A 25,775-nucleotide genomic window follows, 5' to 3' on the forward strand; every position below is an offset into this window, starting at 1 on the left:
TCATCACCTCACTCAGGGAAACGACCAACGAGGAATTGACTATCTGGATCATCTGTACATGGTAGACCTGAAGCGACTAAGCCTTGGCGTAGAACTTTCATCATACGGTCTGGAATACGTGCTACTGGTGCACGAAGTGGACCACCATTAAAACCTGCTAACCAATCCATATATTTCCAATGTGCGCGGTTAATATAATTTGAACCTGGCATGTATGCACCTGTTGCTGCACCCACTGCGCCACGTGCAGGTTGTGCTTGCCAATACAATTTCATTGCTTCGTCAAAATTTCCCTTGCGTGCATTGTCGAATGTTTTTGGAAAATGATCACCCATCCATTGCGTATAACTGGTTCCTGAGAATTGCATATCCATGTAACGTAATAATGGAATCACATCACTTTCAATTGGACACGTCACTACAATTTGATCATTAAAACGTTCATAGCTGTCAATTAAACCCGCAATATGAGGAAAACCTTGTTCAGCTTTCAACGATGCAACGTTTGGACAATCATCAATTAAACGCTGAATCAGCTCTGGTGACATACCTTGTGGATGAACACGTTCAAAGCCCCAAAGTGGAATTGCAAATAACATCACTGCAAGATCTGTAGCATCACAAAATGCTTTAGTGTAATCGTAAATTTCTTGTTCTGAAGTTGGCCAAAAGTTTGATGGATAAGACAATAAAACAATGTCTGCACCCGCTTTTTCAGCCAGTTTTACTGCATGGATATTTTCTTCGAGGGTGCCAAAACCTGCATGGAAGAATAAGCCAAGCTTGTCGCCTGCTTGATCTTTTGCCCAAGCTGTAAACTGAGCATTTTCTTCAGGGGTAATCGCGACTTCAGTACAGAGCAAGGTATAGTTATAGCCAAGATCAATGACTTTTTGAATATCGTGACGAATACCTTTTTCATTTAAACGGGTTAAATCTTGGCTATAACTTGGGATAGTCACAGATGAACAGCCTTTTAAGTATTCTTTTGCCCAAGCACGTGCGTCTTCACGCTTATAATTTGCCATGTTAAATATCCTTTCTTGTAGAGTCTGTCTTTAAAATTAAATATGTTGATTATCGATCAATGGTGACAATGCTTTCAGGCATATCTTGAAATAACGATTCAAGCTTGGCATTTCGTAGCAGCATTTCAGCGGTAACTATGTCCTGCAATGCTGAACCCACTGATTTATAGATCAGAATATCTTCTGGATTTTTTCGTGCGGTAATGTTGTTTGAAACAACGTCAGCCAATGACACAGTCTTACTGGCAAGATCATCCCCAATGGCTTGAACAGCTAAAGCATCACCTGTTTCATGCAATACTTCTTCTGGCATATCAGCCACAATTAAAGTTGCACGTTGCATAGTCTCTACATCCAATTCACGTTGCTCTGGCAATGTAGAACTTACTGAAACAATGGTCATACCTGGTTCTAGCCAAGCTGCATTGAATACTGGAGACTCATCTTTACTACGTGATGCACAGATCACCACATTGGCACCCGCAACGGCTTCTTCCGCACTGGCAACAGCCAAGATGTCTAAGTCATACAAATTTTGAAAAGTTTCAGCAAATTTTTCACGATTGGCTTGGGTTGGACTAAAGACTCGGACACGTTGTACACGTCCAGTTGCATTCAAAGCATGTAAATGACCACGTGCTACAGCACCTGAACCAATAATGGCGATATCTAATTTATCTTGAGCAGCCAAGGCATTCACTGCAACAGCAGAACTCGCGGCAGTTCGAATGTCGGTAATACGATTACCATCAATCAAAGCAGCCAAACGCATAGTTTCTTGATCAAACAGTGAAATAAGATAACTGGCTTTTTTATTTTTTGGGCTAGCTGCAATCAATTTACAGCCCATATACTCTTTAGAAGGTGAAACAGCACAAAGGCTACGCAACCAAAAACCTTCACCTCGCGCCATGGTACGTGGTGGCACCATAGTCGCAGTAACAGGTTGAGCATAAGCCTCGGTCAAAGCCGTAATGACATCAGACCAGTTAGCCAAGCGGCCAACATTCTCATCATTAATAAAAATCGTGGTGTGGTGTGAGTTGTTCACATCCGAACTCCTTTTCAGCGTTATTTTTACAATCTACTGATTAGGAGGAGTCGGAGCTAGAGTTGAAATCGAAAATCAGATATCTCTTAAATGGATAGCTTGAGCTTATCTATCATCTACCATTCGTTTAAGTATAAGCGGCGCTTCTTTTTCTAACCAACGTTGTACAACACGCGTTGCACGTGTATGCGGACGGCGCACAGTGTGACTCAGCACAATACTCCGTGGGAGTTCAGGCTCTACAATTAATGAGGATTGTAATAGTTTTGAACCTCGATCTGACTGGAATAACCCCGAAGTAATTGCATAGCCACCGCCTGCTACAACAAGCTCATGTTGTAAACGGTTAGAGTCCGCTTCTATGACACAATTAAACTTATAGCCATAAGCCCGTGCTAAATTTTCCAGTCGTGCCCTAAGCGGATGAGGTCTTGATGGAACAATGAGTGGTAAATCTTGAATATCTTTAAGTTTAATGGTCGGTTGTTGTACCAACGGATCATTATGTTGCCCCACTAACATTAGCCCAAATTCGGCAATCACAACTTCTTCGGTAGATACCACCTCACCTTCTCGAAGTATTAATGCCATATCTGTACGGCCTTCCGAGATAAGTTCTTCAAGTTGAACACTCGCCCCCTCACTCAAATGCAATTCAATTTTGGGGTGGTTTTGTCGTATATAAGAATATAAAGCGCCAGAAAGTTGATGCACCAAAAACGGCAATAACCCCACCCGTACCTCACCCATCGGCTCACCACCGAAAGTACGAATATCATCGGCAAGAATTGAGGCATCGCTGGCAAGTTGTTGAATCCTTGGTAATAACTGCATGCCAAGTTCAGTGAGTACGACCCCACGACCAGTACGATTAAATAAACGTGCACCACATTGCTCTTCCAGTTGAGCGATATGACGACTAATCATCGATTGAGGTACATTAAAGCTATTTGCCGCTTTAGATAAACTACCCAATTCAGCGACTTTGATAAAGATCAGCCATTTTGAATCAAGGATGGATTGCATGGTGTATATCCCTATAAACACCGATCTCACTAAACATGAAGATGCTCAGTGAGATCGTCTTTAAACTTAATAGCTAATTTTTAGCACAAATTAACTTAATAAAGTTTTCAGATTAGTCCGAATGTCAGCAATTTTAGCTTTTTCTGGGGAAATTCTAGCTTCAAGAAGTTTCCGAGCGATCATATGATCTACAGGTTGATTAACTGAATCTATTGCAACCAAACGATTGTCAGCATAGTGGAATACTGAAAAACGTCCTGTTTCAATATCTCCGCGCACTACATAATCATTGGTATCAAAAGATAAACCCGTCATTTGTAAACGCACATCGCCTTGATCCGTCCAAAACCACGGTACAGTATGATAACTGGCTTTTTGATTCATCAGGTTTTTTGCCACAATCAACGCTTGGTCATTGGCGTTCTGCACAGATTCCAAACGAATATGTCGATTACCAGCAAATGGGTTTTCATGGTTGGCACAGTCACCAATCGCAAAAACATGCTTGGCTGAGGTACACATACCTTCATCGACCACAATCCCGTTTTCACAGTAAATCCCTGCTTGTTCAGCCAATTCGGAATTAGGCAATGCACCCACGCCGACCAAAACCAAATCGGCAGGAATTACCCCACGATCACAAACAACAGATTTCACATGTCCATCTTCACCCAAAATTTCAGAGATATAAGTATCTAATTCAACTCGAATGCCATTTGAACGATGAACCAAGGTGACATAATCAGAAATAATTGGAGCTACAGCACGACCTAATATGCGGTGCATATTTTCTAACACCGTGACATTTTTACCCAAATGACGTGCTGTAGAGGCTAATTCCAACCCAATAAATCCACCGCCCACAATCACCACGTGTTGACTCCTTTTTAAATGTTCACGAATTTTACGTGCATCATTTGCCGTACGTAAATTCATGACCCCGTCCAACTCTACCCCAGACAAAGGTAAAGGACGCGCTCGGGTGCCCATAGCTAAAACCAAGTCATCATAATGCAGGGTTTCACCATGATAGAGTTTGACTGCTTTAAGTTCGGTATCAATCTCGCTGACCGTGGTGTTCATGCGCAGATCAATACGATATTTTTCATAAAATGCTTCAGGCTGTAGATAAAGCTTGGCTTGATCCATCAGTTCTTCATCTTTAATAAAGCTTTTTGAGAGCGGCGGACGGTGATAAGGTAATTCAGATTCATTGCTGATCAGAATGATTTCACCATTAAAGTTTTCTTGTCGAAGCGCTTTAGCACAGCTACAGCCGGCATGGCCACCACCAATAATAATGACGCGTTGTTTATTCACTTTCATCTCCTTGAAAATGTATCTTTTTATTTATACCAATAAGGCAGCATCTAAAGAGGGTTGATTTAAAAATTGAGTTAAATACTGGCTGACTTGCTCAGGGGCTTCAAAATTACAAATATGCCCACTACCCTGAATCACCGCAATTTCAGCATTCGGCATACGCGCGGCCATTGCTTGCATATCTTCAACTGGTCCACCGCCATGATCATGTTCCGCAGCCAGTAATAATGTCGGTTGCTTAATCTGCCCAAGTTGCTGGCTAAAATCCATTTCAATAAATGCTTCGACATAGGCACAATAGCCTTCAACTGTCGTCCGATGAATCATGTCTCGTAATTGTTGATCTACTTTGGGATGAGTTTGACGGAATTCAGAACTCAACCAACGATCCACAGTGATCTCCCCTAAGTCTTTTAATCCGTCTCGGCGGGCGATATCAAGACGCTGCCGCCAAAAAGCATGGCGATTATCGGGCTGTCGAGGTCGACAGCAGCACGCCACAATGCGTTTCACTCGTTCAGGAAAATACAAACCGAGTGCCAGTGACACAGAACCACCAAAACCTAGGCCCACGACATCACTTTGCTCTACCCCCAAATGATTCCAGAGCTGTATCACACCTTCTAAAATACGGAAGAAAGAACAGGATTCTGGCGGTAAAGGACTGTGATTATGCCCCCAAGGATCGAAAGTGATTACTCGAAAGTTGCTAGACATCAGTTGAGCATGTTTTTCCCAAAAATGCAGATCATTGCCAATTCCGGGAATAAAGGTCAGAACTGGGGCAGTTTCAGGGCCAATCACTTGATAATTAAATTGAGGTAGTGACGTCATGTCGGTACCTACTCCATAAATGTCGGTTTATATCGACTACCTTATGGAAAATGTGTAGGTGCTGCTAGTTTTGAAAATCTAAAGCAGATATCTAATTATTGAATAGCTGATTTATGAGTTAGATGCTGTATTCACAATTCAATGCTTCGTAAAGTGAGGACAATAAATAAATTGTTCACTGATATGGAGTGTTGACATGGGACAAAATAGTGCTTTCCAACTAACAGGAATTGAACGAATCAAATTTGCTGTTGAAAATTTAACAGATGGATTACGTTTTGCAAATGATTGGGGCTTAACTGAAGTCGAAGCCGACCAAGAAGACAGTCATTTGTTTGTTGCTGTTGATGGTTCACAGATTGAAATTGTATTAGTCGATACTACACGTCCTGACCGTACCCCGATTGGTAACACTAGCGGTATGTGCGAAGTGACTTGGGGAGTGAAAAGTACAGCAGGCATTGAAGCCTTAGTCGCTGAGTTATCTACAGACCGTGAAGTTTTATTAGAAAATGGCGTATTGCATTGTCAGGATGATTTAGGCATCCACTTAGCCTTCCGAATTGCACAACGTCAAACCGTTCCTTATGCAGTGACACAGTTCAATGCACCGGGGCAGCCAAAACGCTTAAATAGCCGTGCGCCAATGTATAAAAAGGCTGCTCCGCATGAAATTAGTCATCTTGCCATTGGTGTAGATAATGCCGGTGAAGCGATTCAGTTCTATACAGATCGTCTTGGTTTTATTGTCTCAGACCGCTATGCCGATCGTGGTGTGTTTTTACGTTGTTCCGTAGAAGGTAATCATCATCATATATTCTTTATGAATGGCAAACAACCGGGCACACGTTTCAATCATTTGGCCTTTAAAGTTCGTGATATCCATGAAGTGATTGGCGGTGGGCAATTTATTGATGCTCAAGGCTGGAAAACCTTTGCTGGCCCAGGCCGTCATCGTGTGTCATCGGCATGTTTTTGGTATTTCCTCACGCCATTTGGCGGTGCTTGGGAATATGCAGCAGATGAAGATATTGTGACTGAAGAATGGGAATCCACCGATTTTGCAGCTGAAGCGCATATTTTCTCTGAATGGACATTCGGTCTGGAAAAATCTGATGGCACGCTAAAAGGTCCTATTTCTCAAAGTAAAGCTGAAGAACTAAAAAGCTAAGCATGTGCACTGAGAAAAGGATTTTAAAATGAATGCACAAATCAAAGATGCTCCATATTGGGTGCAATTACTGGCTACACAAACACGGATTCTTCAAGGCAAATACAAAACACGTATTCTTGAAGCGGGTAATCAAGATGCCCCAACCCTGATTTTATTGCATGGCACGGGTGGTCATTTAGAAAATTATGCCCGCAATATTAGCGCACTGGCTGAACACTTCCATGTTATTGCGCTGGATTTTTTATGGCACGGTCGTTCACAAACGGAAAATTATAATCCTGAGATTATTCCCGTTTTGGTTGATCAAATTATTGATGTCATGGATCAACTGGGTTTGACTTCTGCTCATGTGGAAGGTCAGTCCTTGGGCGGTTGGGTCGCAATGCAGCTCGCTATTCAACATCCTGAACGTGTTGATCGTTTGGTCTTAACCACGACTATGGGCTACCGTCCCGATGCAAATGCCATTGACGGTTTTGTGGAGCCGAATTGGGCAGCCAATGTGCCAAGCTCAATTGAAGTGTTGGAACAACCCAGCTTTGAAAATGTCAGAACTCGTATGAGCAGAATTTTGGCACAACCAGAGCATTTGACCGATGAAGCCATTCAAGTACGTCAAGCTTTGTATCAACAACCTGACTTGGCAGAAGTTCAAAAGCTTTTTATTACCGAGTACTTATCTGGCTCAACTATTCAAAAACACATCATTACGGATGAGCTAGCGAAAAAAATTCGCCAACCGACTTTAGTGTACTGGGGGGATGCGAACCGTACCCCACCCGCACTTGGGAAACATATTGCTCAGCAAGTTCAGAATGGTCAATTTTATTGTGCAGAAGATACAGGTCATTGGGCACAGTTCGAAAGTGCGCCTATACACAATGAAATTGTGACCCAATTTTTATTGGGTAAAAGCATTGAACAAAATTATGTAGCAAATTGAAATTAGGAAAGAAAAATGTCAGTACAAAATTTAGCAGGTCGTTGGGAACTCGTGACTTTTGAACAGAATTATGACGATGGTCGCCGTGTTTATCCAATGGGTGAAGGTCCTCAAGGCATCATTCAATACACTGAAGATGGCTTTATGAGTTGCATGATCAGCCGACCAAATCGTGAAAGTTTCACCACGGGCGGTCAATGGAATGCCAGCGATGCTGAAAAAGCGGGTGCGTATAACAGCATGATGTCGTATGCAGGTCGTTATAGCGTTACCGACCATACGGTAACCCATTTTGTCGATTTAAGCTTGTTTCCTAACTGGATTGGTGGACAACAACAGCGCATTTTCAAATTTGATGAACAAGGCTTGCTCAGTTTAACCGCACGTCTTGAGGAAAATACCTCAGAGGCACGCACGGCATTGTTGTTGTGGAAACGTGGTTAATCCCATTTTTGTGAATCAGAAAATTTCTAAGGAATGAATATGAATAGCATGATCAATAATCCTGAAATGGGCAAAAGCATTCAGTGTGGTGACATTGTCACCAATTATCATGATGTCGGAACCGGTGAACCTATTTTACTGTTACACGGTTCAGGTCCAGGTGTCAGCGCTTGGGCAAACTGGCGTTTAACCATTCAGTCACTGCAAGACCAATACCGTTTAATCGCACCTGATTTGGCAGGTTTTGGTTATAGCCAATTCCCTGAAAATATGCAGTTTAGTCGTGAAAACTGGCTCAAACAAATTATCGATTTCCTTGATGCGATTGGTCTAGAGAAAGTCAATGTCATTGGTAACTCTTTTGGTGGTTCTATGGCACTTGCATTGGCCATTCATCATCCTGAACGGGTAAATAAATTGGTTCTTATGGGTAGCGTGGGTGTGCCATTTGAATTGACGAAAGGACTTGATGCAGTTTGGGGTTACACACCATCGTTTGAAAATATGCAGGCGATTATGAAAATTTTCGCTTACAACCAAAAACTGGTCGGTGATGAATTGGTACAAATGCGCTACATCGCCAGTACCAAAGAAGATACCCGTGCTGCCTATGAACGTATGTTCCCTGCACCGCGTCAGCGTTGGGTTGAAGCGATGTCACATCCTGAAGCAGATATTCGCAGCATTCAACAACCCACACTGATGGTGCATGGACGAGATGACCAAGTTATTCCGCTTTCAACCTCACTCACCATGTTGAATTGGATTGAAAATTCACAACTGCATATTTATAGCCAATGTGGGCATTGGACTCAAATCGAACATGCCAAATCATTTACTCAATTGGTTGCCAATTTCTTAAAAGATCAATAAACAAAGGAATATTTACTATGACTCAAAATTCTGCTGCTCAAGGAAAAAGAGCCTTGATTATTGGTGCGGGAACTGCGGGCATGGCATCTGCCATTACCCTTTCTCGTATTGGCATTGAAATCGATATTATTGATATTAATCCCAATTGGGGTGCACTTGGTGCAGGTCTGACCATTACTGGCCCAACCCTGCGTGCATTAAAACAGCTTGGTGTTTATGACGAAGTAACCAATCAAGCCTATGTCGGCGATGGTATTCAGGTTTGCGACCCACAAGGCAATCCATTACGTATTTTACCTACCCCCATGCTTGAAGGTGCAGATACTGCGGGTAGTGGTGGCATCATGCGCCCTACTATGCATTCGATCATGCATAAACATGTTGAAGATGCTGGCGTAAAAATGCGTTTAGGTTTAACCGCAGATGCCTTTGAACAAGATGATGATAGCGTAACAGTTACATTCAGTGATGGCACTACAGATCGTTATGATTTTGTTTTGGGTTCAGATGGTGTGCTGTCGAAAACACGTCAGCTTTTATTTCCCGATGCACCTAAAGCTGAATATACTGGTCAAAGCTGCTGGCGTTTATTTTTAAAACGTCCTGAATCAGTTGAACGTCGTACTTATTTCTTAGGCGGGCCTGTCAAAGTTGGCTTCACCCCTGTGTCTAAAGATCATATGTATATGTTTTTACTGGAGCGTTGCCCACAACGTTGGCAAGAACCTGAAGACAATTACAAAACTTTAAAACAACTGCTTGAAGGTTATGACGGCATTTTGGCAGAGATTCGTGAATCCTTAACTGAAAAAGACAACCCTCACATTAATTTTCGTCCATTGGAATGTTTTGATCTTCCCGGCCCTTGGTATGTTGGAAAAGTTTTACTTATCGGTGATTCAGCTCATCCAACCACTCCACAACTTGCCTCTGGTGCAGGTATGGGTATTGAAGATGCTTTAGTACTGGCGGAGATTTTCCAAAAAGAAAGTAATGTCGAAAAAGCATTTGCTGAATTTATGCATCGCCGTGAAAACCGCTGTCGCCTTGTGGTTCAAAGCTCAATGGAAATTGGTCGTTTAGAGCAACAACGTGCTCCAGTTGAACAACAAACCGCTGTGGTTGAAAAAGCCCTCAATATTCTAAAAGAAGCAATTTAATCGCTTCTTTTTGTTTTGAATGGTCACAACAAAAATTGCTATTTAAGGAAAAAATAGCAGAAGGATAGTGAATTAATTCATTCACTTAAAGGACATATGGCAACTGCCATAGGAGATTAGAATGACAAAAATTGAAAGTAAACGTGGTATTTTCGCACTGATGGTTGCCCATTGTGCAGGTATGGTCGATTTGGTTGCTCTACCTGTTTGGGTAGGAACGTTAATTGCTCATTATCATTTTGACCCCCAACAGGCAGGTGGTCTTGCAACCTTATTTTTAATTGGCGCAGCGGGTGCAAGTATATTTTTTGCACCACGTTTTAATCGTATTCATGTCAAGTTTGCAGCCATTTTTGGCTTTGGTCTGGCTGGCTTGGCATTTATTATCTCGGGAATGAATACCAGTTTTCCTATTCTTGCAGGCTTACATTTTGCAGGAGGAATTGCAGCGGGTACTGCCTTAAGTGTGACTCATGGCACCATGGGGCATGCTGTCAATCCACATCGTATATTTGGTATTGCGGGTTTAGCCATTGGTATTTTTGGTGTGCTATTTCTAGGTGGAACCCCGGGTTTAATTGAAAAATTTGGTGGAAGTACCATGTTTTTTATTTTAGCTGGTGTCATGCTCGCTGCAACACTTGCCTGTTTACTCTTTTTTCCTAAACCCACTCGTACTGTTGATTTTGATAATTATGAAAATATCAAGAATCTTCCTCCTTTAGGTCGCCCAGTCTGGTTTTGTATGGTGGGTGTCGCGTTACTTGCTATGACCCAAGCCATGACTTTAAGTTTCTATGAACGTATCGGTTTAGAACGTGGATTTACACGAGATATGGTGACTATGGCATTGGTCATTTACGGAATAGTGACTATTTTTCCTGCACCTTTAGCCGCCCTTTTACAAAACCGTGTCAGTGTAACGGCCATTATTGCTTTTGGTCCTATTTTTCAAGCCATTTTTTCATTACTCACGACACATACGCATAACTATATGGTCTTTGCACTTGCAGGACCTTTCATGGCATTTACAATTTTGTTTGTTCATACCTTTGCATTCGGCTTATTGGCACGTTTAGACCCGACAGGCCGTGCAGTCGCAGGTACACCTGCCATGCTGATGGTTGGTGCTGCAATTGCACCCTTTATTAGTGGAACACTGGTTAAATTTATTAGTTTTGAAGCGATTGGTTATGCCTGTTGTGTAGCAGTTGCTGCACAAGTTTATTTATTTAGCCAAACGCGTAAAGCGGTATTGTCTGGTACAGCACTTCCTAAATCAGTGATTAAAGATGAGCCTGTTCCCTTTGCTTAACCCATAAATTCTTTAAATAAAAAATGAGTTTTTTCCTTTAGCCATTTGTCCATGAATGGCTTTTTTAGCTTTAAAAACGTATTTATTCGTTTGATTAAAGATACGTTTTTCCATAGTTAAAACAGTCATGCTTAAGTTATTTAATGATTAAATTAAAAACCTAAGCTGAAGTAGAAATTTAGCCTTTGGCTATATTCCCCTATTAAACAGTTGAGATTTACCATGTTTCTTAAATGGATTTTATTACTTGCTTTAAACAGTACGATGTATCAGATGGCTTTCGCGCAGGATATGAATGATCTAAGCGGCTTATGGAAAGTCATTGATGATAAAAGTGGTTTTACATTGGTCAAAATTAAAATAACCAAGCAGGATAGAAATAGCTATAACGGAAATATTGTAGAGGCATTTAATCCACCGAATGCTCCTGCAAAAAATTTAAGCGGTTTAACCGGTTTTCAATTGCTCACTGGTTTACAGCAAAATCTAAACAATCCTAAAAGTTTCAGTAAGGGAAAAGTGATCGATCCTGCAATTAATCAGCTTTATGAGGTGAATGGAAAACTTAATACGAAAGGTACAGTATTAATTTTAAGAAGCAATTCAGATGAAGAAAAAGCCGGGCGTAAGTTATCCTGGATTCGGATGAAATAACCAACAGGACAAGCCTTTAAAAACAAAAAAGCCTGCTGAATGCAGGCTTTTACTCTAATTAACTTTTACATATAAGCATTAGTGACTTTTTCAAAACCTTTAGCAAGCAATATACTGCGCGCGATCATCGACTCACCTGCAATTTCCATACGACCAATTTCACCAGAAGTTTCGACGACATAGCGTGCACGTTGCAGACGCTTCTGCATAAATTCATTAAATACCGTTTCAAGATCATCACTATATTGTTCAATAAAATGAGCCAATACAATGGCATCCTCCACAGCTAAGCCTGCACCAGAACCTAAATGTGGGGTTGTAGCATGTACTGCATCGCCAATCAGCAATGTTGAACCACGATGCCACGCACCATCGACCATAACGCGATCCAAAGGACGATAAATGATGGGCGTATTAACATCAATTTGTGCAATATAATCATGTAGTACATCATCAAAATCGCTGAGTAAAGTTTTTGCAATCTGTGGTAGTTCTGCCTCTTCACGCCATACCTGATCCTTCGGTACACATTCCATCATGTACATATACATATGTGTTGGACTACAGGGATTAAATCCTACCTTCATTCTTTCTGACTGGAACATGCGCCCACGTGTAATTTCCGCTGGACGTTCAAACTGAATACGCCAGCAAGCTTGGCCAGTATATTCAGGTTTGGCTTGTTCAGGCATGAGTAAGTCTCTTAATTTTGAGAACACGCCATCTGCACCAATCACTAAGTCATAGTGATCTTTAATGCCACTGATAAATTGAACGTCTGAACCTGTTTTAAGATCACTTTTGATAGTATCAATCGTATCGCCTAGACGAACATTGATATCAGCTTCAATAACTTTCTCAGACATAATCTGATGTAATACAGGACGTAGAATTGCGCCTTCAGAAGGGGTTTCTGATGAAATTACCCGTTTTGATAAAACTGTGCGGATAAATTCGCCATGTTGGTCATAAATATCGACTCCATCATGAACATAACCCTGCTCAGTAATTTCTTTCCCAATTCCCAAATCCCATAAAGCACGTAAAGTTAATACCGAGAGTGTCAGACCTGTCCCTACAGCCTTCCAGTCTTTGGCTTGTTCAACTAAATCGACTTGATGCCCCAAAGCTTTTAGCTTTAATGCCGCAGCCATTCCACCAATACCACCGCCTAAGACCAATATTTTCATTTTTGCATCCTTTATATCGAACTAACTTTCCCTTTCATTTTTCAGCATAAAACAAATTAGATAATCAAAATATGTATAAAAAGTTAAAGCAGCTATCCTATTTTTAAATAACTACTTTATTTGAAAATACCGAAAATTGGTTTTTAGAATGAATAATTAGATGTCGAACTATTTAAAATGTGCAATCAATTTTCGGTCTTTGTATATGAATGATTGAGCTGTGCATTCAAATTTTCCTGTTCAGGATTCGCACGTACTTTTCTCGCTCCCTAGAAAAGCGTATTTCTAGATGGTCATGACAAAAATAGAGGGTTTAGATATATGAAATATCTTAAATTCAGATAGCACTTATTAATCGAATAAAGCGTTTACTCATAATATGAGATTGCAATTATTTAACGAAAGTGTACTGCTTTAAGATGATGAATGAAGCGCTGTACTCCATAAATCATCATGCAAAATAGTTTCAAGCGTGGCTTTAGATAGTAAGGGATTGTTGCTGTTGGTAGCGAACGGTAGCTTGAATAGCGATATTTGCGAAAACGACAAAAATTAGCATCGAAATGGCCATATTCATCACTGGACTCCAGAATAGGAAATTCAGAATCAAACCACTGCTTAAACCAAAAATGAATTGTAGCCCACCCATTAAGGCACTGGCTGAGCCTGCCTGACGAGCTTGTTGTGACATAGCCAATGCTGTCGAATTTGGCGCAGTTAATCCAATTCCAGCCACAGCCATAAATAAACCCAACATAATTAATACCAAACCAAAGTCTGGAAATAGCCCGACAATAATAAGAAGAATGGCACCAATCAGTTGAATAATTCCACCTAATTGTAAGCGTTGTATGACATTAAAACGTTCGGCTAACTTATGATTCATCGCCGATAAAATCACAGTACCTAAGGCATTAAAACCAAATGCATAAGCAAATTGTTGTTGATTTAAATGAAAACCACCCATTAGCACTGCTGAGGCAGCATTGATATAGCAAAACAATACGCCAAAACTAAAACATCCAGCTAACATTGGAAAGAGATAACTTCGATCTTTTAAAATCGTACTATACAACTGACCGACTTGTTTAAATGAAATTTTTAAACGTCTATGTTCTACTAAGGTTTCCTTAAATCCAAAGAATACCCAGATCAAACTCACGACACCTAAAACAAAAAGTGCAATAAAAATGGATTGCCAACTAAAGAAATAAAGTAACCATGCACCTAATGTCGGTGCAAGAATTGGAGCAACGCCCATCACAATCATCATACTGGCAAACGCTTTTGATGCTGAATTCGTATCCATCACATCACGAATAGCTGCCCGTGCTAAAACTAACCCTACGCAGCTGCCCAAAGCTTGTAGAACACGTACAAAAAACAGTGACCAAACATCATCAACATAAATACATAAAATACTGGCAATAATATGTAGGCTCAAACCAAAAACCAGTGGTTTTTTGCGACCAATACGATCACTGATTGGTCCATAGATAAGTTGCCCCACTGCAATCCCTAAAAAATAGGCGGGCAAGGAATTCGCCATCATTAGTGTACTTACACCGAATTCCTTTGCCATTTCAGGCAGTGCTGGTAAATACATATCTGTTGATAACGGCGCTATTGCAGTCAAAATTGCGAGAAGTAAAATCCAGCGCGTAGTATAATCTTTTTTAATTTCTATTGTATTCATGACTTTATCTTCAGTTTTTATCTTATTTGAACAGCATTTTTTCGCTTAAAGTTTTATTGGCTTTAAGCGAAATTCAGCACAAGTAGCAGTTATTTTTTTAAATATTGGTTGTGTAAGGATAATGAATTCATTCTATGAAAACCGAGCTTAAGATTGTGTTAATAAGGTTCGATTAAGCAGACCTTGATCGGCAACAATGGTTTGCCCAGTCATGACAATATTCTGTCTGGATGCCAAAAATGCGTATATCGCACCATAATCACGGGCATGAGGCAGCTCTTGTAGCAAACTAATAGACTGGAATAATCCGAGGAAAGCGTCTTTTGGAATATCGGATTGTTTTTGACTGTCTAGCTCAAGACTTTTTGGACCTTTCAGTTCACTGTTACCAATGGCAGCGGGAGCAACGGCATTGACACGGATATTCGGTGCAAATTCAAAAGCGAGTTGATTCACTAGACTACGGATAGCACCTTTGCTAGCAGTGTAAACGGCACCTCCACCATCCGCAGCATAAGCTGCCGTTGACGTGGTCAGTACAATAGATCCCTTAGTTGCTTCAAGTAAATCATGAAAAATATGCGCTGAAAGTAAATATCCTTTCACATTTACATTAAAGATTTCATTAAATAAAGCATCAAGATGAGTAGTTGTCATTTGTTTAAGTGGAATATTGCCATCAAAAATGCCTTGTGCACCAATTAATGCATCAAGACGGCCATATTTGTTAATAATGGCATCACGACAAGCTTCTAGATCGGGAATTTGGGTAACATCACATTGTAAAATTAATGTATCAACTGAAAACTCTTTTTTTAATTGCTGAATTTTATCTTCTGAAATGTCAGTAAAAATGACATGTGCACCTTGCTCTTGGCAGTATTTGGCGACGCCTAACCCCAAACCTGAACCTGCACCCGTGACTAAAATGACATGATCTTGAAGTAATGACATATTTTCCTATCCTGATTTGAATATGAAGAAGAGCCATCCATAGATGACCCTTTTCCTAAATGATAAGGTTTTAATTAAAACTTACTTGGCAGGTTTGTAGGCTTAGGTTTATGTTTCATAAACATGGGCACAGAAACATTTAATGCGAAGCGCCCATCGTTGCTGACGGCATTTTTGGTTTCTAAATCTTTAGACCAACTTAGTCCAACAAATAGGCCACGACCAAAGTCCTTTAGAACCTGTACACCTAAGCCCATCTGACGTGCTTTAGCATTGGTTGTACCGTAATAAGCTGTGCCATTATTTTTATCGTCAGTCACTTGCTCTCGGATATAACCAATCGGCCCAACTTGTAAACCTTCAATAAAATCAAATTTCTTCAGAATTGTTACATCAAAGAAAAATTCATCGCCTGAATCATATTTATTTTTATCATTTTCAAAGTTGTAAAAATAATAGCTTTCTAAAGAAATATTCCAATCCTGATTCATCAGGCTATAACCCAGACGTGGATTGATTGACCAATACTCACCACTGGTCGCTGTGGTACCTTGCTTCCAAAAACCTGTTGTGGTCAGCACACCTAAACCTGTGCTGACAAATTGTCCCGGACTTAAAGTCCAAGCAATATCAGCGAAATGCACATCAATATTTGCCAAAGCAGTCCGAGAATGCGTACCTGTTTCCCCAAGCATTGGATTACTGATTTTCTCTTCTGCCAGAATAAATGGTATCGCAAGCCATGCGCGGTAATCACCACCTAAGACTTGAAAACCGGGAGTATAAATAAAAATAGAGGTTGAAGCCGGTGCATTTAAATCCAAACCTAAATTATCGCCATTATCATCCTTCAATGAGCCAGTTAAAAATTTAGTTGAACTGGTATAGTAAAGTCCAGGTGGTAATGGTGCGCTGAGTGGTATACCCATGGTATTTCCAGCTGGTGCTTGAGGCGCTGCACCGGGTTCCAATGCTAGAACCTGCCCAGATAAAAATAATCCAATAGATAATGCTGTTGTGCATTTAACCATTTTTAAAAACATAGCTGACTCCATTTAGCTGTTTACGTTTTTATAATTAATGGCTAAACAGTACGGGATGACTATATAAGTAGATAGAGGCTTATTTTTAAAGCAGATATGCTTAATTTAGATAACACTTTGACTAAGCTGTCAAAGTTGTAAGTTTGTAAGAGCTGGGCAGCTTTAGATTGCGTTATGCATTGATCATAGACTTATTGCAAGACTGACAATCATTTTAGTTCTTTATCTGACATAGACACCAACATAGTAAACAGCATGCTAAGAAAATCTCTAGATGAGTATTCTAAAAGCGGACATTTTTACTTTGGAGAAACCAAACATTTCTATTTAGGCTATAGCAGCTGGCATGAGCGAATATGACTTTGTTACTTTTAATCACTGAAGTACTACATATGTGGAGAAAATTCGACTTATCCACCATGCAGGTAAATCTGAAAATGACTTATCCCTCGCTTTCTTTATGGGAACTATTTTTTGTGCTCAGGATCAGATTGAAATAAAGTTTAATTTAGCTACTATTAATTATGATCAAAAATTAATAAAAACTATCACCTCATAGATTTAAACTATTATCATTTACATTGCTTTTATTTCGCAAATGTAAATAATATTGCTTCTTATTTGCATCTATAGCGAAATTCATTAATGCATCGGTCTCTTCTATCTATATCTATTGTACTAGTGTCGTCAAATGTATGTCATGCGACAGAAGCTCAAGAGACTAAAATTTATGAAGAAACAAAAAAATTTATTCTGAAAAAAATTTCATTAGAAGCTCAACAAAAAATAGAGCCTGGAGTATCACTTTATAATGAAGATGAATTAAAACGTTTAGGCTCAGTCAATAAAACCATCAGTGAAGTATTACAACTCAACCCAAATGTACAGTTTTCACAAGACAGTATGTCTGCTGCAAAACTTGGCGAAATCAAAGCCAATGATTTCAGTATTAATGGTGCTATGGTGTATGACAATCAAATCATGCTCGACAACATTAGCCTTAACAATGTTATCAATCCTGTTGCTGGTAATAATGACTTTGCCATGACAGGGCTCAGTGGCTCATCGGTTGCAACAACTATTAATACTGATTTGTTATGCGAGCTAGCAGTTTTTGACAGTAACGTAAGTGCCGAATATGGTGAGTTTTTAGGTGGTGTCGTTAAAGCCAAAACATGTGCACCCAAAACTACTGTAGGAAAAGTACATGGGCAAATTATCTATGATTACACATCAAATGATTGGACTAATTCCAACCATATTGATGAAAATGAAATTGAAGACTTTGAAAAAGAATCTGGTGATCTCTATCAAAAAAACTTCACTAAACATGGAATTTCAGCAAATCTATATAGCAATTTAACAGATCGTATTGGAATGAACCTTAATCTTTCCAAGCGTCAATCTGATATTAATGTCAAATCACTTTTAGTCAATCATGATAGTGCCAAACATGCATTAGAAAATGAGTCAGCCCAGCTAAATATTTATGGCAAATTAAACGAACAACACAAATTAAAAGTAGGTCTACAGTTTCAAAATGATCAGAAAAGTTTAAATCAATATAATGTTAAAAATGGTCATGTTGATGTCAGTAGTCAAAATAAAGCTATGGAATTAGAACTACGTTCACAACTTAAGTATGCCAGAATGACACAATCTTTTGTTTTTCAAAAACAAGATATGTTCTCAGATAGTGCATCAAATGAGATGATTATATGGCGTAATTCAAAAAATAAAGATTGGAGTACACTAACTACAGCAACAGAAGGAGGCTATGGGGATCAAGCGCAAGGCCTAAATTCGGTAGAATATAAAATTAAATCTGAATTTCATCCTTTTCAATGGTTCAATGCTGAACATAATGTACTAATCGGTGCTGGTTATGGTCACTATGATACAGATTGGCAACGTCTAGAAAACGTATATAATTACTTTGTGCCAACTAATAATGATATAACGAATTGCTTACATCAAAATGGTCAAAGCATAGATCCTAATTGCGATGCTAGTTATAACAATGGCCAAGGACAATATCACACTACACGCGTTGGTTTAAATGCAGGTAGCATTGAGATTCGTAATGATCATGCTCATTTTTTTATTGAAGATGCCATTCAATTTAATGACTATATCAATCTTCGCTTAGGCCTCCGTACAGATTATGACAGTTTAAACAGTAAAACTGTATTTTCACCTAGAAGCACTTTTCAGTATCTCCCCTTTTCCAATCAACATTTAAAATTTACAACTGGCTGGAACCGCTATTATGCAAATAAGCTTTTTGCATACTATCTTAAGGATGGTATTAATAATTTAAGCTATAGAGAAACACGGAAAAATATTGATAATGATTGGGGTAGCCGAGTGCCCTATTTATCATCAAACATCCAAACCAGTGATTTGGTCACTCCTTATGTCGATGAGTCAATGTTTGCAATAGACAGTCTAATAGGTGCTTTTGACGCACAACTTAAATATGTTCATCGTAATTTCAAAGACCAAATTCGTAAAACACGTGTATCAATAAGCCCAATTATTGATGAATATGACAATTTAGGGCGCATGCAAGCGGATACGTACACTTTCACACTTACTAATCACCAGCTGATTTCATTTAAAGAAAGCCAACATTCCATTTTATTTGCATTTGACCATACTGATAAAAATAGCAATTTCACTGATTATGATGATGGAATAATTCCTTCGAATTATCAACAATATATTTTATATGATAATAAAATTATTGATGAGTCAACTCGCCCTGCCAATAATTACAATCGTCCTTGGACAGCACGTTTAGCTTGGAATATCGATTTCCAAAAAGTGCCATTAAAACTCAGTAACCAGCTGCGTTTAAAATCTGGCTATGATGCGATGGTTTCATCAACTATTCCAGTTAATGAACGCCCAATTGGACCAGATGGAAATTTAGTGAAAACTCGCTATGATTTAACCCCTATCAGTAGCGCATTTACTTGGGACATGCGTGCAAGCTATAACATTCATGTAGCAAAAGACCACTATCTTATTTGGGGGTTAACTATTAAGAACCTCACCAACAAAATCAATCGTTATACCCTAGAAAATTCAGCCAATCTATATACTGAATCTGGACGTCAATTTATTGCCGATATTAGTTTTAAATTTTAATAATGAGATACTTATGAAACACTTTATTTTAGTCAGTGTTCTTGCTTGTATATCTATGCCAATTTTCGCTGCTGAACAAGTTAATCAAACTAACGTAAAATTAGACAAGAACTGCTCAGTTAATCCTAATATCGAGCGTAATCCACTACCTCACACTCCCAACAATATGTCCTTACCTGAATTTGGTCAGGGTGTAATTGGCTGGGCTACAGGTCCAGAGGGTGCTCAACAAAAACTAAATACTGTTACTCAAACAGATATTACAAACTATAAAAAGAATGGGGTTAATCTAAAAATACTACAGGAATGGCAAGCTTTTTATGAAAATGAAACTAAACGAAATTCATGTAACCCCACCGCACCAATTCGTGCAAAATTAATGAAAAAAGTTATTACTTTATGGAATTAAGTATTTATGATCTCTTATGATTTTTTTAAAAAAAGGGAGCTAAAACTCACTATCATAAATTTTCCAAGTAAGCATCCGCCTGAGCCAGAACAATTAATGACAGATGATGTGAGATTTTTGACGCATATTTCGAGATTGCCACATCTACAATCGAAAAACTATGGCATCACGCGACACATAAGTTGTCATTCATAAGAAACCGCCATTAATGGCGGTTTCTTATTTTATTAATCTTAAATATTTATTACAGAGTTAAGCTATTTAATCGTTTTAATTCTCAAATTAGACCTGAGTGATCTAAACCTCCATTCTCCAGCATTTACCATACTTTCAAAAAGTTGATCTACCAATTTGGCAACAGGCAAATTCAATCCTAAAGTTTGAGCATATGCCATGGCTGTGTTTATATCTTTTAATTGAGTTCTAGCTGTACCACTTGGTTCAAACATCTTGTTTGCAACACTATTACCAAATAATATTGATTGCTGTATGGCCCCATGTATAAAAAGTAGTCTACTGCAATAATCAGTAAAATACTCGCTTCTGTAAGTTTAAACATCATTAATGTTGTAATGCTTTCTGAGATGTCTTTAACTACGCTTATCAAGCGTATGCATGAACAAAAAGAGAAGGAAGATTGCTTAGACTATATTGATCTAAAACAAAATCGTGTGATTACTACACATGGATTTCGGTCTACTTTCCGAGACAGGTCTGCTGATAAAACAGACTATCCTCGTGAAGTCTGTGAACATATGCTTGCCCATAAATTGCCAGATGAAGTCGAGGCTGCTTATTTAGGTGGTGCATATCTCGAAAAGCGTGAAGGATTGATGACTAATTCGGCACAATATGTATACCAAAAATAAATTGAATCAATTTTTAGATATGGTGATAAATTTTCATAGATAGGCTTTAGTTGCACTGGTCTGAAAATATAAATTCGTATCAACTTTATAAAACTAGAATAAGAACAGGTGGTTTTAAAATATGTATATCTATATAAACTCCTTTAGTATCAAATCTTAAGACTTTAAATACCTTAAAAGTATAAAAAAACACTTCGATAGTTTTGGTTAATTTTAAAACAGTATGCAATTCTAGAGAATCACTTTAACTATTTAAAAATCTTAAGGTTCTCCCATTTATGTACATCTATAAGCAGATCGCGCTTTCTCTTCCTTTTCTTTTTTGCAGCCAACTCAGCCTTGCAGATTGGATTAATGATTCAGCTCAAAATGTTGAGGCGCATACCATCAAGTTACGCCAACACATTCATCAGCATCCTGAACTTGGAAATATGGAATTCAAAACCTCTGAGCTAGTCCAAAAAGAGTTGAAATCTTATGGGATTGAAGTGCGTAAAGGATATGCCAAAACGGGTGTCATTGGAATTTTAAAAGGAGCTAAACTAGGTCCAGTGATGGCATTGCGTGCCGATATGGATGCTTTACCAATTGAAGAAAAAACAGGACTCTCTTTTGCCAGTAAGACCAAAGCGATTTATCAAGGCAAAGAAACACATGTGATGCACGGCTGTGGACACGATGCGCATACTGCCATGTTGTTGGGAGCAGCCAAAGCTCTTGCAGCCAATAAAGATAAAATTGCTGGGACTGTCGTTTTTGTGTTTCAACCCGCAGAAGAAGGCGGCGCAGATGTAGACAACTTTAGCCAAGGTCATTTAATCGGGTCCCGCAAAATGATTGCTGATGGCGCTTTGAATAATCCTAAACCAGAAGTCATTTTTGGTATGCATGTGATGGCAGGTATGCCAAGTGGCAATATTCTGTATAAAGATGGTGCAATTTTAAATAGTGCCGATCATTTACGTATTCAAGTGAATGGTAAGCAAGTACATGGTTCTATGCCATGGTTGGGACGTGACCCGATTTATGCTTCATCACAAATGATTAACAACATGCAAAGTTTAATCAGTCGTAAAGCTGACTTAACCCAAGGAATGGGTGTAGTGAGTATTGGTAGTATTCAAGGCGGTACTGCTGGCAATGTTATTCCTGAACAAGTCAATATGATCGGTACCATTCGTTCTAATAGTGAAAATATACGTCAAAACATTTTAAAAGATTTACCTAAAATGATTGAACATAATGCACTGGCCAACGATGTTACAGCTAAAGTTGAAATTTCCCCTTATGCTCCTGTTACCACTAATGACAAAACTTTAACGAAGTTAATGCAACCTACTTTAGCCAAGGTTGTGGGTGACTCTAAACTGCATGTGCTAGAAAATAACGCCAGTGCCAGTGAAGATTTCGCATACTATGGTGAATTGATGCCGTCTTTATTTATTTTTGTTGGGGCTACACCAGCCAATCAGGATATGTCTAAAGCTGCACCAAACCATAATCCACTGTTTATTGTTGATGATGCGACTTTAAAAATTGGAGTGGAAAGCCACGTACGCTTCGTGATGGATTATCCTAAAGTTGCCGAACAAGTTCAGACCGTTTGGAAAAAGACACAAGTTGGACTGCCGCCACTCTCCTAGACAAATATCGGTTATTTTTACATTGAAGATAACCAGTGTGTAGGTAATGCGCCCTGAAATTAATAGAGTTTAAAAGTAGAAAATCGAATAAGTAAAGTGAGATTAACCTAATACACAAATGTGTGGCGACTTTGTGTTGTGCTCTTACTTCTTAATGTTAACTGTATCTTCAGTAACAAAACCACTTCATCATTAGAGAGATCTAGAACAACTCTATATAAGCTAGCGTTTTATAACTGGTATGAATAACTTCGCAACAGTCTGATTCTAATGGTCTCAACTAAAAAACACTACATAAAAAGTGGTGTTTTTTATCTAACTGGGAGAATTCAATGTTTAGATAGAATTATTCTGCTCACTTGAACTAAGTAGTTGAATCAAAACTATCTCGCTAGATGAAGTTGAAGCAGCATACTTACGTGAAGCATACCTTGAAAAATGTAAAAGATAAGGCTGAATGAGCTAATTATTGTAATAAATAGCAGAAACAGAATAAATTTGATTTTATCCCAATTTGGCTGGTTATTTGGCATACCACTGTATATGAGGGTCAAACCAAATGGTTATATTCCCTCAATTAATCAAACTTGAGCAGTATACTGCTCATGTAAGAAGACAGTTGGTCGTACAATAGATTTTAGGTGTAGACTTATTCATTGAAAAATTATAGGGGTACATACGCCTTTAGTAATAAATTTGTACAACAAAGCCCTATCAATTCCGAACTAAATACAATTTACTAAAAGTGTTTACTAACGTTAAACCAAACCTCTGCATCATTTTGTTTATCACTAATTTTTAGTTTAGCGCCTATTGGGAAGCCGATACTTAATGACGCTTGTGTTTGGCTCGAGTTTAACCAATTCAAGCCTAAACCAGCACTATGCAGACGTTCCTTATTGTCACCCGTTAAACCTTGCCATTCTCTCGCTTGATGTTGCACGGTTGCTGTATCCACATACACTTTGCCAGTAAACTGATTATGGGCAGAAGCATAAAAATTTTGTCTAATTTCAGCGGATGCATAGTAACCACTCGAACCACTTAACGTACTATTTTGATACCCTGCCAGACTCGATGCTCCACCCACACTAAACTGTTGCGCACTATCTAAGTTATCTGGACTAAATTGTGCTTGTAGCGATGTGTATAATTGGGTTTTAGAGCCATTTAAATTTTGTAAACGTGAGACATTGAGCGATGCACTGACAAAATCACCTTGAGTTTTTGCGGTCATTTGATCATCGAGTGCAGCCGTGGCATTTTTATAAACCACTTTACCAATCTCGGTGGCAACTCCAATCTGGGTTAAACCACCACCTGCAAAATCATCAAACTGTGATGCGTCTAAGCGAATACGCCCAACATGAATATCACGATGACGATAAATATCAGCAACTGTAATATCATCTTCTAGGCGTTTATGGTCATATTGTACGCCCAAGATCACTTCACTACGATTATTTAATAAAACAGGCTGATTGATCCAAACACTGGCCTGTTGTGCGATACCCACCGCATCTAAGACACGATATTCTTTACCTAATTTGTAGCTTAAATCCGAGTAGCTTGCCCCTAAACGGGTGCCCGCACCATTGATGGTCGCTTCATATCCTAAGCGACCAAAATTGAGATTACCCGAAGTTAAACCATCTAAACTTAGGCGATCGCCCAAGCCTAATGCATTATTCAGCACAATACCCGCAGTGAAACGCACTTCTTTGGTATATTCGTTACCATAGTTATCCGCTCCCACATAACCTGTAAGTTTCGCTGTTGGCTGAATATCGATGGTCAGATCACTGGTACCTACATAACGGCCTGCACTGATTACATTACGCGTTTGTACGCCATCTAAACGATTGAGCAGCTTTAATTGTTGTTGCAACGTTGCCGAATCAATCACCTGTCCAGATTGTAAGGGTAGAAGTATAGCTTGCACCAACTCTGGCGATAAATCGGCTTGATTATTCACATGAATACGATCATATTTTGCCTCAATGATCGCAATCGTCAATACACCCTCTTTAAGATTTTGTGCAGGTAAATAGGCACGACTATAAGGATAACCTTTGTACTGATAATAGGCTGTGATCCGTTTGGTCAATTGTTGCAAATCAGCCAACGTTTGCAGATTACCTTCGGCATCATGCACCAATGCCCGTAAGTCAGCGGTTGCAATACTTTGGTTACCCGCAATACGGATTTTTTCAATACGAACTTGTTGCTGGTTATCCGCTTGAATCGTCTGCATTTGATCAGGCTGTTCAATCGTGATTTCAGCCTGTGGTTGGTACGGTTGGATGCTTTGTTGCTGTAACAGTTGCCCAGCATTGGGCAGTGTTGCTGCAAAAACAGGGACGCTAATAATAGCCAACATACTGATTAGTAGTGTTTGTTTTGGATATAACATGATTAGAAGTTCCCTGCGAATGTGTGAATACCATCCATATTGATACCATCCCCTATGATTTCAATATTGATGTCATCTGAACGTTTTGGCTTGTCTTGTTTAGGTGCAAAATGAATCGCACGTTGGTAGTTATCATCCAACAAACCTTGCCAAAGTGAATCATTTGGTTGGTTGGGTGGTTCAGGCGTAACAGGTGGTATGAGCAGCGGTGCTTGGATTTTGAGCATTCCTGCCGTGAACATCAATTCATAGTTTTGATCTTCACCACTGACAATATTGCTATACGTCCCTTCTGCTGTAGCACTGGCACCTGTTGCCGTCACGCCTGTTAAGACAGAAGTCGTTTCGCCATTCACCAAACCTTTAACAGTAAAACCATCAACATGCTGTTGTTGACCATTAAAGGTCGTAGTTAAGTTGTTACCGATGACCTGTGCTTTGGCTTTGGCAATATTGGCTTTGGCGCTACTGTTGGTGCTGACTTGGTAGTTGCCTGCATCGGTACCCGTTAAGCTACCTGATACATTTACATCTTTGCCTTGACCTGCGTTCTTATTGGTAAATTGACCTTGGGCATTCA

The 25,775-nt window shown here is 39.3% G+C and carries 22 protein-coding genes and 1 pseudogene; 11 read left to right on the forward strand and 12 right to left on the reverse strand.

Annotated elements, in window-relative coordinates; genetic code table 11:
• Positions 1–8 precede the first annotated feature (8 nt).
• From F994_RS05985 to F994_RS06005, 5 genes are all read right to left on the reverse strand, one after another.
• A complete protein-coding gene (locus F994_RS05985; RefSeq protein WP_004649289.1) occupies positions 9–1,028 on the reverse strand; it encodes a dihydrodipicolinate synthase family protein in 1,020 nt (339 codons plus the stop codon).
• 49 nt (positions 1,029–1,077) lie between these two features.
• Complete coding sequence (locus F994_RS05990) at positions 1,078–2,079, reverse strand: ornithine cyclodeaminase family protein (RefSeq protein ID WP_004649291.1); 1,002 nt, start codon at positions 2,077–2,079, stop codon at positions 1,078–1,080.
• Between the two features lie 105 nt (positions 2,080–2,184).
• Positions 2,185–3,105, reverse strand: a complete 921-nt coding sequence (locus F994_RS05995; protein ID WP_004649292.1) for a LysR family transcriptional regulator — start codon at positions 3,103–3,105, stop codon at positions 2,185–2,187.
• Between the two features lie 90 nt (positions 3,106–3,195).
• Complete coding sequence (locus tag F994_RS06000; protein WP_004649293.1) at positions 3,196–4,425, reverse strand: NAD(P)/FAD-dependent oxidoreductase; 1,230 nt, start codon at positions 4,423–4,425, stop codon at positions 3,196–3,198.
• Between the two features lie 30 nt (positions 4,426–4,455).
• Positions 4,456–5,262, reverse strand: coding sequence for an alpha/beta fold hydrolase (locus tag F994_RS06005; protein ID WP_004649294.1), 807 nt, complete (start codon positions 5,260–5,262; stop codon positions 4,456–4,458).
• 196 nt (positions 5,263–5,458) lie between these two features.
• Here F994_RS06005 and F994_RS06010 point away from each other — a divergent pair, with 196 nt between their 5' ends.
• The 7 genes from F994_RS06010 (at position 5,459) to F994_RS06040 (ending at position 11,825) form a co-directional block, all read left to right on the forward strand.
• Positions 5,459–6,433 (forward strand): VOC family protein, encoded by a 975-nt coding sequence (locus tag F994_RS06010; protein ID WP_004649295.1) that lies wholly within the window; start codon positions 5,459–5,461, stop codon positions 6,431–6,433.
• Positions 6,434–6,461: 28 nt separating this feature from the next.
• The gene (locus F994_RS06015; protein ID WP_004649296.1) at positions 6,462–7,379 is read left to right on the forward strand and encodes an alpha/beta fold hydrolase; all 918 of its coding nucleotides are present in this window, start codon (positions 6,462–6,464) and stop codon (positions 7,377–7,379) included.
• A gap of 15 nt (positions 7,380–7,394) precedes the next feature.
• A complete protein-coding gene (locus F994_RS06020) occupies positions 7,395–7,823 on the forward strand; it encodes a lipocalin-like domain-containing protein (protein WP_004649297.1) in 429 nt (142 codons plus the stop codon).
• 39 nt (positions 7,824–7,862) lie between these two features.
• Complete coding sequence (locus F994_RS06025) at positions 7,863–8,696, forward strand: alpha/beta fold hydrolase (RefSeq protein ID WP_004649298.1); 834 nt, start codon at positions 7,863–7,865, stop codon at positions 8,694–8,696.
• A 17-nt stretch (positions 8,697–8,713) separates the two neighbouring features.
• Positions 8,714–9,856, forward strand: a complete 1,143-nt coding sequence (locus F994_RS06030; protein ID WP_004649299.1) for an FAD-dependent monooxygenase — start codon at positions 8,714–8,716, stop codon at positions 9,854–9,856.
• A 121-nt stretch (positions 9,857–9,977) separates the two neighbouring features.
• A complete protein-coding gene (locus tag F994_RS06035; protein ID WP_004649300.1) occupies positions 9,978–11,171 on the forward strand; it encodes an MFS transporter in 1,194 nt (397 codons plus the stop codon).
• Positions 11,172–11,393: 222 nt separating this feature from the next.
• Positions 11,394–11,825 carry a DUF2147 domain-containing protein gene (locus tag F994_RS06040; protein WP_004649301.1) on the forward strand — a complete coding sequence of 144 codons (432 nt, stop codon included), beginning with the start codon at positions 11,394–11,396 and terminating at the stop codon, positions 11,823–11,825.
• A gap of 65 nt (positions 11,826–11,890) precedes the next feature.
• On the opposite strand, the gene F994_RS06045 is transcribed toward F994_RS06040, so the two are convergent.
• From F994_RS06045 to F994_RS06060, 4 genes are all read right to left on the reverse strand, one after another.
• On the reverse strand, positions 11,891–13,015 hold the full coding sequence (locus F994_RS06045; RefSeq protein WP_004649302.1) for an FAD-dependent monooxygenase: 1,125 nt from the start codon (positions 13,013–13,015) through the stop codon (positions 11,891–11,893).
• 478 nt (positions 13,016–13,493) lie between these two features.
• Positions 13,494–14,711, reverse strand: a complete 1,218-nt coding sequence (locus tag F994_RS06050) for a multidrug effflux MFS transporter (protein ID WP_004649303.1) — start codon at positions 14,709–14,711, stop codon at positions 13,494–13,496.
• A gap of 147 nt (positions 14,712–14,858) precedes the next feature.
• On the reverse strand, positions 14,859–15,665 hold the full coding sequence (locus F994_RS06055) for an SDR family oxidoreductase (protein WP_004649304.1): 807 nt from the start codon (positions 15,663–15,665) through the stop codon (positions 14,859–14,861).
• Positions 15,666–15,739: 74 nt separating this feature from the next.
• The gene (locus F994_RS06060; RefSeq protein ID WP_004649305.1) at positions 15,740–16,708 is read right to left on the reverse strand and encodes a SphA family protein; all 969 of its coding nucleotides are present in this window, start codon (positions 16,706–16,708) and stop codon (positions 15,740–15,742) included.
• 681 nt (positions 16,709–17,389) lie between these two features.
• Here F994_RS06060 and F994_RS06065 point away from each other — a divergent pair.
• Together F994_RS06065 and F994_RS06070 are read left to right on the forward strand one after the other, a co-directional pair.
• On the forward strand, positions 17,390–19,861 hold the full coding sequence (locus F994_RS06065) for a TonB-dependent receptor (RefSeq protein ID WP_034696746.1): 2,472 nt from the start codon (positions 17,390–17,392) through the stop codon (positions 19,859–19,861).
• A 13-nt stretch (positions 19,862–19,874) separates the two neighbouring features.
• Positions 19,875–20,270, forward strand: coding sequence for a DUF4951 domain-containing protein (locus F994_RS06070; RefSeq protein ID WP_004649307.1), 396 nt, complete (start codon positions 19,875–19,877; stop codon positions 20,268–20,270).
• Between the two features lie 257 nt (positions 20,271–20,527).
• Here F994_RS06070 and F994_RS17810 read toward each other — a convergent pair whose 3' ends face one another.
• On the reverse strand, positions 20,528–20,719 hold the full coding sequence (locus tag F994_RS17810) for an NAD(P)-dependent oxidoreductase (protein ID WP_034696748.1): 192 nt from the start codon (positions 20,717–20,719) through the stop codon (positions 20,528–20,530).
• A gap of 123 nt (positions 20,720–20,842) precedes the next feature.
• Here F994_RS17810 and F994_RS06080 point away from each other — a divergent pair.
• Both F994_RS06080 and F994_RS06085 read left to right on the forward strand, forming a co-directional pair.
• Positions 20,843–21,139, forward strand: a pseudogene (locus F994_RS06080) (tyrosine-type recombinase/integrase); the annotation flags it as partial.
• 284 nt (positions 21,140–21,423) lie between these two features.
• A complete protein-coding gene (locus F994_RS06085) occupies positions 21,424–22,782 on the forward strand; it encodes an amidohydrolase (protein WP_167555799.1) in 1,359 nt (452 codons plus the stop codon).
• Positions 22,783–23,521: 739 nt separating this feature from the next.
• Here F994_RS06085 and F994_RS06090 read toward each other — a convergent pair.
• Both F994_RS06090 and F994_RS17695 read right to left on the reverse strand, forming a co-directional pair.
• The gene (locus F994_RS06090) at positions 23,522–25,195 is read right to left on the reverse strand and encodes a ShlB/FhaC/HecB family hemolysin secretion/activation protein (RefSeq protein WP_004649311.1); all 1,674 of its coding nucleotides are present in this window, start codon (positions 25,193–25,195) and stop codon (positions 23,522–23,524) included.
• A 2-nt stretch (positions 25,196–25,197) separates the two neighbouring features.
• Positions 25,198–25,775 (reverse strand): YDG domain-containing protein (locus F994_RS17695; RefSeq protein ID WP_004649312.1); only part of this gene is annotated, 578 nt, incomplete at its 5' end.

The organism is Acinetobacter bohemicus ANC 3994 (assembly GCF_000367925.1).
Classification (GTDB): domain Bacteria; phylum Pseudomonadota; class Gammaproteobacteria; order Pseudomonadales; family Moraxellaceae; genus Acinetobacter; species Acinetobacter bohemicus.

Excerpts from the sequence above, each read along its gene's own strand:
- F994_RS05985 (WP_004649289.1), bottom strand. The coding sequence starts at position 1,028 with ATGGCAAATTATAAGCGTGAAGACGCACGTGCTTGGGCAAAAGAATAC.
- F994_RS05995 (WP_004649292.1), bottom strand. The coding sequence starts at position 3,105 with ATGCAATCCATCCTTGATTCAAAATGGCTGATCTTTATCAAAGTCGCT.
- F994_RS06005 (WP_004649294.1), bottom strand. The coding sequence starts at position 5,262 with ATGACGTCACTACCTCAATTTAATTATCAAGTGATTGGCCCTGAAACT.
- F994_RS06010 (WP_004649295.1), top strand. The coding sequence starts at position 5,459 with ATGGGACAAAATAGTGCTTTCCAACTAACAGGAATTGAACGAATCAAA.
- F994_RS06015 (WP_004649296.1), top strand. The coding sequence starts at position 6,462 with ATGAATGCACAAATCAAAGATGCTCCATATTGGGTGCAATTACTGGCT.
- F994_RS06020 (WP_004649297.1), top strand. The coding sequence starts at position 7,395 with ATGTCAGTACAAAATTTAGCAGGTCGTTGGGAACTCGTGACTTTTGAA.
- F994_RS06025 (WP_004649298.1), top strand. The coding sequence starts at position 7,863 with ATGAATAGCATGATCAATAATCCTGAAATGGGCAAAAGCATTCAGTGT.
- F994_RS06030 (WP_004649299.1), top strand. The coding sequence starts at position 8,714 with ATGACTCAAAATTCTGCTGCTCAAGGAAAAAGAGCCTTGATTATTGGT.
- F994_RS06035 (WP_004649300.1), top strand. The coding sequence starts at position 9,978 with ATGACAAAAATTGAAAGTAAACGTGGTATTTTCGCACTGATGGTTGCC.
- F994_RS06040 (WP_004649301.1), top strand. The coding sequence starts at position 11,394 with ATGTTTCTTAAATGGATTTTATTACTTGCTTTAAACAGTACGATGTAT.
- F994_RS06045 (WP_004649302.1), bottom strand. The coding sequence starts at position 13,015 with ATGAAAATATTGGTCTTAGGCGGTGGTATTGGTGGAATGGCTGCGGCA.
- F994_RS06050 (WP_004649303.1), bottom strand. The coding sequence starts at position 14,711 with ATGAATACAATAGAAATTAAAAAAGATTATACTACGCGCTGGATTTTA.
- F994_RS06055 (WP_004649304.1), bottom strand. The coding sequence starts at position 15,665 with ATGTCATTACTTCAAGATCATGTCATTTTAGTCACGGGTGCAGGTTCA.
- F994_RS06060 (WP_004649305.1), bottom strand. The coding sequence starts at position 16,708 with ATGTTTTTAAAAATGGTTAAATGCACAACAGCATTATCTATTGGATTA.
- F994_RS06070 (WP_004649307.1), top strand. The coding sequence starts at position 19,875 with ATGAAACACTTTATTTTAGTCAGTGTTCTTGCTTGTATATCTATGCCA.
- F994_RS17810 (WP_034696748.1), bottom strand. The coding sequence starts at position 20,719 with ATGTTTGAACCAAGTGGTACAGCTAGAACTCAATTAAAAGATATAAAC.
- F994_RS06090 (WP_004649311.1), bottom strand. The coding sequence starts at position 25,195 with ATGTTATATCCAAAACAAACACTACTAATCAGTATGTTGGCTATTATT.